Origin of the sequence: Streptomyces sp. NPDC057543 (genome assembly GCF_042801895.1) — a bacterium.
Lineage (GTDB): Bacteria > Actinomycetota > Actinomycetes > Streptomycetales > Streptomycetaceae > Streptomyces.
The window spans coordinates 1-11,186 of the sequence record NZ_JBHVFF010000284.1 but is presented as its reverse complement, the minus strand read 5'-3'; the positions used below and the strand labels follow the sequence as shown (position 1 = coordinate 11,186).

General features: G+C 67.5%; 12 protein-coding genes and 3 pseudogenes. 9 read left to right on the top strand and 6 right to left on the bottom strand.

The annotated features are described in order from the left end of the window. The first annotated feature begins 559 nt into the window (after positions 1-559). Both ACFU8Q_RS33485 and ACFU8Q_RS33480 read left to right on the top strand, forming a co-directional pair. Entirely contained in the window at positions 560-2,944 is a 2,385-nt protein-coding gene (locus tag ACFU8Q_RS33485; protein WP_384461461.1) for a Helicase associated domain protein, read from the top strand. Positions 2,945-3,238: 294 nt separating this feature from the next. Continuing rightward, complete coding sequence (locus ACFU8Q_RS33480) at positions 3,239-3,874, top strand: hypothetical protein (RefSeq protein WP_384461458.1); 636 nt, start codon at positions 3,239-3,241, stop codon at positions 3,872-3,874. Positions 3,875-3,880: 6 nt separating this feature from the next. Here the strand turns inward: ACFU8Q_RS33480 and ACFU8Q_RS33475 are convergent, their stop codons facing one another. Then, positions 3,881-4,228, bottom strand: coding sequence for a hypothetical protein (locus ACFU8Q_RS33475; RefSeq protein WP_384461455.1), 348 nt, complete (start codon positions 4,226-4,228; stop codon positions 3,881-3,883). Positions 4,229-4,375: 147 nt separating this feature from the next. Between ACFU8Q_RS33475 and ACFU8Q_RS33470 the strand changes: the two genes are divergently transcribed. The 4 genes from ACFU8Q_RS33470 (at position 4,376) to ACFU8Q_RS33455 (ending at position 6,381) form a co-directional block, all read left to right on the top strand. After that, entirely contained in the window at positions 4,376-4,606 is a 231-nt protein-coding gene (locus ACFU8Q_RS33470) for a hypothetical protein (RefSeq protein WP_384461453.1), read from the top strand. Positions 4,607-4,887: 281 nt separating this feature from the next. Beyond that, complete coding sequence (locus ACFU8Q_RS33465) at positions 4,888-5,241, top strand: hypothetical protein (RefSeq protein ID WP_384461450.1); 354 nt, start codon at positions 4,888-4,890, stop codon at positions 5,239-5,241. After that, positions 5,241-5,597 carry a hypothetical protein gene (locus tag ACFU8Q_RS33460; protein ID WP_384461447.1) on the top strand — a complete coding sequence of 119 codons (357 nt, stop codon included), beginning with the start codon at positions 5,241-5,243 and terminating at the stop codon, positions 5,595-5,597. Before ACFU8Q_RS33465 ends, ACFU8Q_RS33460 begins: the two co-directional genes overlap by 1 nt. Next, a complete protein-coding gene (locus tag ACFU8Q_RS33455; protein ID WP_384461445.1) occupies positions 5,581-6,381 on the top strand; it encodes a hypothetical protein in 801 nt (266 codons plus the stop codon). Before ACFU8Q_RS33460 ends, ACFU8Q_RS33455 begins: the two co-directional genes overlap by 17 nt. 222 nt (positions 6,382-6,603) lie before the next feature. Here the strand turns inward: ACFU8Q_RS33455 and ACFU8Q_RS33450 are convergent. The 3 genes and pseudogenes from ACFU8Q_RS33450 to ACFU8Q_RS33440 form a co-directional block, all read right to left on the bottom strand. Beyond that, positions 6,604-6,722, bottom strand: a pseudogene (locus tag ACFU8Q_RS33450) (IS5/IS1182 family transposase); the annotation flags it as partial. Further along, the gene (locus ACFU8Q_RS33445; protein WP_384461464.1) at positions 6,719-7,567 is read right to left on the bottom strand and encodes a putative RNA methyltransferase; all 849 of its coding nucleotides are present in this window, start codon (positions 7,565-7,567) and stop codon (positions 6,719-6,721) included. The pseudogene ACFU8Q_RS33450 and the gene ACFU8Q_RS33445, both read right to left, overlap by 4 nt. A 296-nt stretch (positions 7,568-7,863) precedes the next feature. Continuing rightward, positions 7,864-8,055, bottom strand: a pseudogene (locus ACFU8Q_RS33440) (zinc-binding dehydrogenase); the annotation flags it as partial. A gap of 156 nt (positions 8,056-8,211) precedes the next feature. Here ACFU8Q_RS33440 and ACFU8Q_RS33435 point away from each other — a divergent pair. Continuing rightward, on the top strand, positions 8,212-8,523 hold the full coding sequence (locus ACFU8Q_RS33435; protein ID WP_384461443.1) for a transposase: 312 nt from the start codon (positions 8,212-8,214) through the stop codon (positions 8,521-8,523). Beyond that, positions 8,520-9,071 carry an IS3 family transposase gene (locus ACFU8Q_RS33430; RefSeq protein WP_384461441.1) on the top strand — a complete coding sequence of 184 codons (552 nt, stop codon included), beginning with the start codon at positions 8,520-8,522 and terminating at the stop codon, positions 9,069-9,071. Before ACFU8Q_RS33435 ends, ACFU8Q_RS33430 begins: the two co-directional genes overlap by 4 nt. Here ACFU8Q_RS33430 and ACFU8Q_RS33425 read toward each other — a convergent pair. Next, positions 9,004-9,981 (bottom strand): reverse transcriptase domain-containing protein, encoded by a 978-nt coding sequence (locus ACFU8Q_RS33425; RefSeq protein WP_384461438.1) that lies wholly within the window; start codon positions 9,979-9,981, stop codon positions 9,004-9,006. The genes ACFU8Q_RS33430 and ACFU8Q_RS33425 overlap by 68 nt on opposite strands. 11 nt (positions 9,982-9,992) lie before the next feature. Between ACFU8Q_RS33425 and ACFU8Q_RS33420 the strand changes: the two are divergent. Then, positions 9,993-10,262: pseudogene (locus ACFU8Q_RS33420) on the top strand (integrase core domain-containing protein); the annotation flags it as partial. Positions 10,263-10,268: 6 nt separating this feature from the next. Here the strand turns inward: ACFU8Q_RS33420 and ACFU8Q_RS33415 are convergent. Beyond that, on the bottom strand, positions 10,269-10,829 hold the full coding sequence (locus ACFU8Q_RS33415; RefSeq protein WP_384461435.1) for a hypothetical protein: 561 nt from the start codon (positions 10,827-10,829) through the stop codon (positions 10,269-10,271). Positions 10,830-11,186: the final 357 nt, after the last annotated feature.

The following is an 11,186-nucleotide window of genomic DNA, read 5'->3' as shown; positions in this document are numbered from 1 at the left end:
GGGATATGCAGCGGCAAGCCGCTGCATAGAGTGCGAATTGCGCAAGCGCAATTCGGAATTCCCGCGTAAACGCGGGAATGAATTCCGTAAACGGAATTCTGAAAGGGCGTCAATTCGCGCAAGCGCGAATTGCGGGGAGCCTCGCAAGCGAGACTCCTTGGCTGGCTACAGGGTGAGGGTGCATCACGTGCTGGCCCTGTGTAGCGACTGGGAATCCCAGCTACTCCCCGCAGTGAAAGTGACGGACCGTTGACCTGACGGAGTGCCGGCCCCACCGTAGTGACGGGCTCCGCTGCGCTCCACCCGAACCCCTCCCCTGCTCCCAAGATTCGCACGATCAAGCTCGCCAACGCCCCGTCAGCATGCACCGCGACCCAACGCCATGGGGCGGGATTCGGTCATGTATCACCCTAGGGCGGGAACATGGCATGCCAGTGATGCATCACAGGGTTAACTGTGTAGACTCTGGGATTAGAAACCACCACCCTCGCCCCCTCTCGCTGCGCCGGACTTTCATTTCTGATTGCACGCCTCATTCCGCGAAAAGGAGAACCCGGGAATGGCCGTGAAACTGCGTGACCACCAGATTGAGGCCGTGGCCGCCATTGTGCGTGGTCTCGATATCCCGCCGGGCGGCATTCCCTTCAATGGTCTGCGCGGGCAGGTGCACGCCGCGTGCGGAACGGGAAAGACCATCATTGCGGCGGCGTCGGCAAAGCGCATTGTGCCCAAGGGGCGCATTCTCGTTCTGGTGCCGACACTGGACCTTCTGGCGCAGACGGTGAAGGCGTGGCACGACGCCGGGCACAAGGGGCCGGCGGTTGCCGTCTGTTCGCTCCAGGACGATCCCGGGCTGTGGAGCCTCAAGGTGCGCTCCACCACGAACCCCGTACAGCTGGCCCTGTGGCACGGCTCGGGGCCCGTCACCGTCTACGCGACGTATGCCAGCCTCGGTGTCCTCGCGGAGGCTTTCGAGGGCGCCTACGGGCAGCAACTGGCCCCGATGGACCTCGCGGTGGTCGATGAGGCCCACAGAACTTCAGGTTCGATGGGTAAGGCGTGGGCGGACATCCACGACCAGACCGTCATCCCGGCGCACCGGCGGCTGTATCTGACGGCGACGCCGCGGATCTGGCAGGAGCGGCCGAACTGGGAGGTCGCCGAAGGGGTGCGGGAGGCGCTGCCGAAGGAGATGGCGGCCTCCATGGACGACGAGGCCGTGTTCGGGCCCGTCCTCTACAAGCTCTCGCTGGCGTCGGCTGTCTCCCGCGGCTTGCTTGCGCGCTACCAGATCATCGTGCTGGAGCTCCAGGACCCGGTCGTCACCCCGGAGCGGCTGATGGGCGAGGAGCGGCGCAGCGAGGAGGTGCGTGGGCAGCGGCTCGGGGCGCTCCAGGCCGCTCTCCTGCACACCATGGAGCAGCACCAGCTCCAGACGTGCATCACCTTCCACCACCGGACCATAGAGGCACAGGCATACGCGGAGGGCCTGGAGCGTGTGGCTGCCAAGCTGCATGCCGACAGTCCGGAGCGGTACCCGGCGCGGATGTGGGCGGACTGGCTGTGCGGCGAGCACGTCCCCGAGCGCCGGCGGGACGTCCTGGGCGGGTTCGGCTCCACCGCGCGGCGTGCCGTGCTCTCGAACTGCCGCGTCCTCGGGGAGGGCGTCGACATCAGAGCCGTGGACAGCGTTGCCCTGCTGGACCCGAAGGGGGCGCCGCACGACATCGTCCAGGCCATCGGGCGGGCGCTGCGGCAGAAGCCGGGACAAGGCAAGCTCGCCTCTTTGATCGTGCCGGTATTTCTCCAGCCGGGAGAAAAGCCGGAAGACATGTTCACTTCGGGATCGTATCGGCCTTTGGTGAAGGTTCTTGAAGGTCTTCGGGCTCATGATGAAGAGGCCGTGGAATTGCTGGCGATTCCGCAGGAGCCGCAGAAGGACGTGGCTCAGCCGTCCGAGTACATCGGTCCGCCGCCTGAGGAAGGCGAGGAAGAATCCCGCCTGCTGTTGCGTTTCGCAGCTCCGCGTGACCCGGTGATGGTCGCGGAGTGGGTGTCCTTCAACGTGATCGACACGGAACGTCAAGACTGGGCCAGAGGCTACGCAGCGCTACGTAAATACACCGAGCGTGAGGGGAACGCCCGAGCGCCCTACGGACACCGGGAAGGGGCATTTCCGCTCGGGCAGTGGGTCGCAGAACAACGACGAGCCTACGGAGCCAGGCAGATGACCGGCCAGCGCGCCGGGCGGCTGGAGACGCTCGGCATGGTCTGGTCCCTTGCGGATGAGCGGTTCCAGGAGAACCTCGCAGCCGCGAAGGCGTACTACGAGGAACACTGGACACTGTGCGCCCCACGTCCAGCGACCGCCCTGGACCGGCCGATCGGCCAGTGGCTGTCCAACCTCCGCCGCCCTGGTGCGCTGGACGGGCACCCCGAATGGGAGGCGGCACTGCGCGAAGTCGACGCGGACTGGAACCCGACGTGGCCAGCAGACTGGCAACGCCACTACGCCGCGCTCCGCGAGCTGGTACGCGACGAAGAGGGCCAAGCCGACGTACTGCCCGGCGTCACCGTCCACGGCATGGACATCGGGAAATGGCTGGCCAAGCAGCGCAAGCCCGAGGTCTGGCAGGCCCTGACAGACGGACAACGCGAACGCCTAGAGCGACTCGCCATCGCGCCGCTGACCCCGGAGCCGGAGGCGCCCGCCAAGCCATCCAAGGGCGGCACGGGGGCGTTCGAGCGAGGCGTAGCAGCCCTGACGCAGTACAAAGCCCGCACCGGCTCCGTGACCGTCCCCAGGGGGCACGTAGAGCGACTGGAAGACGGCACCGAAGTCAAACTCGGCGTGTTCCTCTCGAACACGAAGTCGAGGCGTGCCAAACTCACCTCGGAGAAGCTCCGGGCGCTGGCCGCCCTCGGACTGGAGTGGGCGGTCTGACGGAACAATGGCGATGCCCGCGCTCACTGACTAGGCGTTGGGAGCAGCGGCACCCGGCCTCCGCGACCGCCTGACGGTGGCGGCCGCGTGGGCCGTCACCGCTGCCCCCGACTGCGTCGGTCCGCCTCGGTGCACCCGCCCACCGTCCCTTCCCGCCTTCTTCTCCGGGGCAGAGGGCGACAAGGTGCGCTGGGAGGAATGTCCGGCCCGACCACGCCTCTACGGGGCCTGGCGGGGTGCACATGAGTACGCGTGCTCATGCGTGATGTCAGGCTGTTCCGTGACCGTGTGTTCATGACGCTGAACAGAGTTCTTACGGGCACGGGGACGGCAGCGCTCGCGGTGGTGGCGCTGGCTGCGTGCGGCAGCGAGCAGGCCGGGGGACGGCAGCAGACCACCGCGAACAGCGTGGGCGCGCAGGCGCCGGCTACCAGCCCGAGCCCGGATGCGCAGGTCGCGTTGATGGAAATGCTGAAGCGGGTGGGTGCGCCGTGCGTGCCGGATGCTCCGGCGGCGACAGAGTCGGATGATCCGGGCCCGGATGAGCATCCGCCCACACGGCCGAATGAGCTCCTGCCGGTGGACGAGAGGCCCCCCACAAACGTGCCGTCCCCCACTGCTACGCCTGAGCAGCCCCAGCTGAACGGGGTGGAAGCGTGTGAGGGGCGTGAGCATGGCAAACGCATAGCCAAGGTGCTGACGGGCCTGAACAAGCCCACCACGATTCAGGTGAGGCAGAAGCTGAACAAGCTCGGCTACATCGACTCCCGCATCCACGGTCTGAAGACCGAGCGGGGCGTGGTGCGCTTCTACCTGGACTTGCGGATGATGGGCGGGCAGCTCGCGCTCAAGGGGACCGCGGCCGGGAAGAAGACCACGATAAAAACGTTCGCACACCCGGCGGAAGGCGCGTTCAAGCCGGGCAAGTAGGAGCGTTCAGCGGCGCACCGGTGCACGTGGGCCTGCACCGACCCGGACAACTTCCTCGTCCCCGAGGTCGGCGTAGAGATACACAGCGTCCAGCTTGACCGCGTCGATCTGGTCGGCGGTGAGGCGCAGGGTGACCCGGTTGGTGGTGGTGGCCTCGTAGCCGTCGACGGTGGCGCCCTCGGGGTCGGTACCGGTGACGGTGAGGTCGAAGCGGTCGCCGCGGCGCAGGTTCAGTCGCATGTCGGCGGCGAAGTCGGCATGGGTGCGGGGGATACGGTGGCGGAGGGCCGGCGGCAGTCGCTGGGGGACCTTGACCTGGTAGGTCTCGCCGATCTGGATATTCTGGACGCGCATGACGGCCTCCTGCCCCCTCTCCAGCCTCCCCCGGGCCATCCCGAACCGCCAAGGCCGGGGCGGGGAAGCGCCGCGTGGCGGCCCGGTAGAGCCCGCGGCCGGAGCGCCGTTCCCGTACGGCTCCGCACTCGCCAAGGAGGTCGCCCCATGAAGCGCTCCGGCATCCGCGCCCTCGTCGTCACCGCAGGCGTCGCTGCGGCTGTGGCCACCGTCGTCGCACTCCGTCAGGACACGTCCGAGTCCCCCGCCTCTCCGCCTGAGCCCGGGGGCGGCACATCGACCTCCGAGGTTCAGCACGATCAGCGCGACGTAGAGAAGTACTGGACCGACCGCCGCATGGAGGAGGCCGAACCGGCACCCATGCCGCACGAGGAGTAACGACCCCTATCAGGGCGTCCCGTTGCCTAGTTCACCGGGGCTTGACCCGCCACTCAAGACTCAAACGCAACGGTGTTGCTGTCCACACCGGCAGGCAAACGCTGCTTGTAGCGTACGAAGCCCGGGCTGTCGTCATCCACATTGCCGGGTGCCGGAAAGCAGTCGCGCGGGCCGTCTGCCGTACTCGGTGGATGAGGGGGCGCGTCTGGGCGGTCATCATGATGAGCCGGTGGCGGTCTTGGCGTGCTGAGGTCCGCGGGAAGCAGGAGAGGGAGGCGTGGATGCTCGGGGCCGTGACCGAGGTGTTCGACAGGGCCATGGACGTGCTCGTCGTGGCCTCGGGGCTGGGCTGCGTGTGGCTGGGGTGGCGGGCCGTGTTCCGGCCTCGCCGGCCACCGGAGCCGATCCAGGGGCCCGTGTGGGTGGTCCGCGCCTGGGGGCTCGGCTTTGTTCTGCTGGGGATCTCCCTCGTCGTCGAGACGGTGACCCTGATGGTAGGCGGAGAGCCGGGGTGGTCGGCGAACGTGATGCGCTGGGTCGCCGGGCCGCTCGTGGTCGGCTCGATCGTGGCGGCCTGTGCCGCCCGGTGGCGGGAACGCCGTCGGACCCGGGCCGTGAATGAGCGGCGGCGGTAGTGGACCGGGCCATCTCCTGGAGCGAGGCGACGCTCGTGGCCGCGGTCTGCTGGGCGGTCAGCGGCCTGGGTTACACCGCGAGCGCCGCCCTCGACGAGCCGCAGCTGTCCGTGGCTCCCCTCATCGGGCTGGGGCTTGTGCAGTGGTTCTGGGCGCGCCACCGCTCCTGGCTGGCAGCGGTCGCAGCGGGCCCCGCGGGGGCTGTCGTGCTGTTCGCCCTTGTCGACGTCCTGCGGCCGGAGCTGGGCCGGTACGTCGCGGACGCACTGTCCACGGGGGCCGCGGCGACCGTCTCCGTGGCCGTGCTCACGCTGGTGGGGCATGGAAGGGGACGCCTTCATGACGCCGCACGCTGATCCGCGCGTTGGCCACCGCCTCCGCCTGCCGCCCGAGCCGGGTGCCGTGCGGCGCCGTATCGTCTGGCACCGCGTATGGGGGCTGTGCGCGGCTCTGCTCGGCATCACGATGCTCCTCCTCGGCGCCACGGGGCTGGCCGCCATACCCGACCTGATTGAGGACGAGAAAGCGTTTCGCGCCGCGACCCCGTGCACTGCCCTGTCCTCTCCCCACGACGACTGCCTGCGCTCGTACGACGCGACAGTGACCCGCACGGTGATCAAGGAGCAAGCCAAGTCATCGCAGTACACGTTGTATCTGAACGGCCCGACGCAGGTGCCCCACCGCATCGACATGGGCGCCTCGGAGCCGCTGCTCAAGCGCCTGCGCCCCGGTGACAACGTGACGGTCACTCTGTGGCGGGACTACGCGGCCGCGGTACGGCAGGGCAAGATCTCCCAGGAGACCGCCGATACCCCACAGGGGGAGCCGGCGTTCGTGTGCGCGCTCGCCCTGGCGGTGCTCTCCGGCGGCGCGTACGGCCTGTACGCGGGAGGCACAGCCCTGACCCGAGCCCGGCGCCACGCCGTGCAGGCCCTGCCCGCCACACTCGTGACGCGGGGCAAGGAAGCGGCCGGAGCAGCCCTGTGCACGCTTCCGGCCCTGGTCGTGGGCGACTTCACGAACGTTCCGGTCATGCTGGTGGTATGGCTGGGGCTGCTGCCGCTGGTCCGATGGGTCGTGCACCGGCAGCAGCAGCGCAGTACGGGACGGCACGCCCGGCCGCCCGTGTCCACAGCCTGACGGATCCACGGGCCCTGAATGCGATCTCTCGATTTCGTGTCAGTACGCGACCTGCGCCTATACAGCCCGGTGACAGCACCGACACCCCCGATCTCTCACCTCATGACAGCGGCAGCACGTCCGGCGAGCCCGACGTATGACTCACTGACCAGTACATCCAGGCAACACACAGGGAACCCGCCACTGTCACACCATTCACTGACACGAAACCGAGAGATCGCAGATGACGCGGCGGTGGTCGGCGAACGGGCGCCCACCTTCCCCGTGTTACAGGGAAGGTAGGGCGCCAGGCGTGCCCACTGTTCGTCCGTCAGTAGGCGCGTGCGCCCGCTTGTGGTCACCGAGGCCGGTAGGCAGTGACCAGCACGGACACGGTGACCTGGTCGGGCACGAGACCGTAATCGCCCAGGTCCGAACCGTTCAGATGGCGTGCGCTCGGCGTCATCCCCACCAGATCAAGGGCCTCCGGTCGGGTCAAGGACGTGACGTACTCCACCAGCTTGGTACCCGCGGCCTCGAAAAAAGGGGTCAGCACCTTGTGCAGACGACGTTCCTTGGCCGGGTCGATCGCGACCATTCCGGGCACCTGGCTGCGCAATTCGAGCAGGTGCCGCCCAGTCGGACGTACCACAACCAACCGACCACCCGGGCGCAACACCCGGTGAAACTCGGATGGGTTGCGCGGGGCGAACACGTCCAGCACGACGTCGGCCATCCCGTCGGCCAGCGGAAGGGGGCGAAAAACGTCCCAGGCCGCAGCGGCTGCTCGCTCATGGGCACGGGCCGTCGCGCGCAGGGCGCGCACCGAGGTGTCCAGACCCAGACCGCGGGCACCGGGCAACTGCTCGAGGACGCCGGCCAGGTAGTAGCCAGTGCCGCACCCCACGTCCACCACGGTGCTCTGCCCGGGCACGGCGTCGGCCGCCAGGTGAGCCACGATCCGGCGGATCGGCCCGTACCTGCCGGTGGCCAGAAACCGGTCCCGGGCTCGGGCCATGGCCGCGTCGTCGCCGCTGGTGGCACGGGCGCCCGCCAGGAGGCTGACATAGCCATGACGGGAGATGTCGAAGGTGTGGCCCGCCGGGCAGCGCAGCGCGCCGCGGCCGGGGTGGAGACAAGCGCCGCACGTCGGACAGCGCAGGAGATCGAGGAACGATTCGAGGGCAGGGGGAAGCGAAACAGGCACAAGACACTCCTGGCAACGGTGAAGGGAAGGGACCGTGCCTGCACGCGCGCTCAGAAGATGGCCGTCCAAGGAGGACGGATCGGCGGCGGCCCTCGATGCGGGCAGCGCCGAAACGCGGGTCACGCGGCAGGCATACCGAGGAGGGCGATGCCGTCCGGCATCGCCCTCACAGCCTCCCGATCAGTGGAAGCAGCAGTGCGGAGTGCTCATGAATGCCACACCACGATTCTACGAGGCTCGGCCGAAGCCCCTCGCGCGTGCCCGCAGTTAAGAGACACGGCCTAGATTGCTCCGAGGCTGACCACGTCCGCGGCCTGCGTCGTGGTGTAGTCGATGAACTCATCGGCGCCGAGCTTGCGCAGGAACTGCTCGTGCCGACTTGAGGCCACCGCGATGACGTGTGCCCCCTTCCATTTCGCCAATTGCACCGCGAAGTGGCCCACTCCACCGGCGGCCCCGTTGACCAGCACGGTCATCCCTGGCGTGATCGTCGACCGACTCAGCGAGACCGCCACCATCGGGCCACAGCGACGGCGCGTGGTGCGCGTGCCCAAGAACCGGGGTTGAGGAACATCGGGCCCTGACCCCGGATCTTGAACACCGGAGAGACTTGGATCTTGATGGTCCAGGAGAACGGAGTCCCTGTGGAGATGAAGCACTACCCCGCCGAGTTCAAGGCGGACGCGGTCGCGTTGTACCGGTCCCGTCCAGGAGCGACGATCAAGTCGGTCGCCACCGACCTCGGGGTGAACACCGAGACGCTGCGGAACTGGATCCGGGCCGCTGACGGACGCCGGTCCGGCGCTCACTCCACACCTGCGGCGGCGCCGCGGCCTGACGGTGACGGGGTTCAGGCGGAGCTGGCCGCCGCGAGGAAGAGGATCCGCGAGCTGGAGGAGGAGCGGGACATCCTCCGCAAGGCGGCCCGGTATTTCGCGGGAGGGACGCGCTGGTGAACCGCTGCCAGTTCGTTGAGGATCAACAGCGCCGGTTCGGCGTCAAGCGACTCTGCGACATCCTGGGCATCGCCCGCTCGAGTTTCTATTACTGGCGCCGCACCGCCCCGGACCGCGCGGCCCGGCAGGCCGCCGATGAGCGGCTCGCGGCCCGGATACGCAAGGTCCACCGCGACTCCGACGGCACCTACGGAGCCCCGAGAGTCACCGCTGAGCTCCGCGACGAGGGCGGTCAGACGGTCAATCACAAGCGTGTCGCCCGGATCATGCGGGCCATCGGCCTTGAGGGTGTGCGCCTGCGGCGTCGGCACCGCACCACCGTCCCGGACCCGGCCGCGGCGAAGGCGCCGGACCTGATCGGCCGGGACTTCACCGCCGAGGCCCCGAACACGAAGTACGTCGGGTCGGGTAGCCGGAGGGAACTTCCCCCTCCGGCTCCCACAGAACCGTGCGTAACAGTCTCCCGTTACACGGCTCTTGTCACCCTGAGCACCAGAAGTGACGGGCAAACCGCCAGTGGAAGAACATCCCTGGGTATCGCTGTGTGATTCCCTGGAAGCACTCCTTGGCCTTCTTGAAGCCCGCGAGCCGCTTGTACTTTCGGCGGATCCAGCGCACCAGATAGGCGTTGATGCGCCGCAGGAGGGGCTCCAGCGCGGAGCGGTAGTACGCCCCGTAATACTGGATCCATCCCCGCACGATCGGGTTGATGAACCGTGCGAGTTGAGCGAAGGTGTGGCGGGTACGCCGATGAATACGCCAGCTGCGCACCTCGGCACTCATTCTTTTCAGGGCGTCCTTGCTGACCGCCGGCAGAAAGCACCGGAAGGTTACCCCGTGCCTGCTGCGGGCCGCACGGGCTCGGAACGTGGACCCCAGGAACGTGAACGACGTCTGCGCGTATGCGCCCCGCCGGTTCGCGTCCTTGCAGTAGACGATCCGGGTCTTGGTCGGATGCAGACGCAGCCCGACCTCCTCCATCCGGTTCCCGATCGCCTCAACCAGTCTCCTGGCCTGACGCTCCATGACGCAGTGCACGACCGCGTCATCCACATACCGCTCGAACGGGATGTCGGGGAACTCCCGGGCCATCCACATGTCGAACGCGTAGTGCAGGAACAGATTCGCCAACACAGGCGAGACCGCTGAACCTTGAGGGGTTCCGCGGTCCCGCTTCTGCAAGGTGCCGTCGGGTAATTGGAGTGGCGCCCGGAGCCACCGTTCCACATACAACTTCACCCAAACGGCGTCAGTATGAGCCTCCACCGCCTTGACGATGAGGTTCCAGGGGACGCTGTCGAAGAACTTCTGGATGTCCAGATCGACCACCCAGTCCCTCTTCCACGTCCTCTCCCGGCATTTCTCCACCGCGTCCAGGGCAGACCGTCCAGGCCGATACCCGAAAGAATCGGAGTGGAATACCGGTTCCACCTTCCGTTCCAGTCGGGCGGCGACCACGGTTTGCGCAATGCCGCCTCGCCGGCGTCCGCCAGAGCATGAGCGCAGTGGGCAGCAGCGCGGACAACGCCGCCGCGGAATCGTTCAACGCAACCTTCAAAAGGGAGACGTTGAAGGGGCGAAAGGGCTGGCCAAACGAACGTGAGGCCCGCCTCGACGCCTGCCCATGGCTGTCCCGCTACAACAACCGACGCCGGCATTCCCGGCTCGGCCAGCGATCCCCGATCGCTTACGAGAACACCTTCCACTCAACATCAACTACCCTGACCCGAGCCGCATAGACGTGTTCAAGATCCGGGGTCAAGGCCCGATCGGAACACCACCGAGTTGATGACCACTCGTATGGATTTCTCCAACCGATCAGTGGTGAACCGCTCGCTCAGAGGACCGTCTGGGTTGACCGGCTTGGGGGTATCAGTGATCAGCGTTATGCGCTCGCCCGTGACCTGTCCGGTGCTGGTCGGCTTCGGATCGTCCTTGGGCAGGCCCCATGCCATTAGGCCCAGCAGCGTTGCCGTCATCGCGACCAGTAGCCACCCCAGAGCGCGGGAGACGCGCAGTCCGTAGCCGGAAGCAGCCCAGTACACGGTCAGCAGAGCCCGCTCGCTGAAAGGCCGACTTGTCTCGTGACGGCGCATTTCCATCTCGCCGTAGTAAAAGTCCGCCGCATCAGGCTCGTTCTTGCTGTCCTCGAATGCCTTGCGCAGCTGCCGGTACACCGGCGCCAGCGCGGCTGGCTCCAGCACCTCAATCCCACGCGGTGCGGGTGCCCAGCCATCCGCAGCTGCGGACTGGGCCGCCCGCCAGTGCTGTTCCTCGGCCAGCGTCCGCCGTGGCGTCCAGCGCATCGGAACTCCGCGCCGCCACCAGACCTTCCTCGGAGTGTGGGCCAGTGGGCACTGACCTTCCAAGCGCACTTGGTCCAAGTGCACCGCGCCCGCAAATCGGCACTCGCTGAGGTCGACGTCTGTTAGCCTCGCGCTTTCACGAGGTGGCTTGTCAGACTGCTGGCCACAGAGGCAGAAGATGCCCTGACCAGTGAGAACGGGGATTGTTGGGTCCATGTTCCCGCGCTGGTCGAACGCACTTCTCAGGTGAAGGAGTGTATCCAGTCCTCCCCGTTGCTCAGCGTGAAGGGCGGAGGCTATGTACGTGGCTCTCGCGGGCCTTTTGGAGTCCTTGGTCATGGATAGGCGGACGCCCGC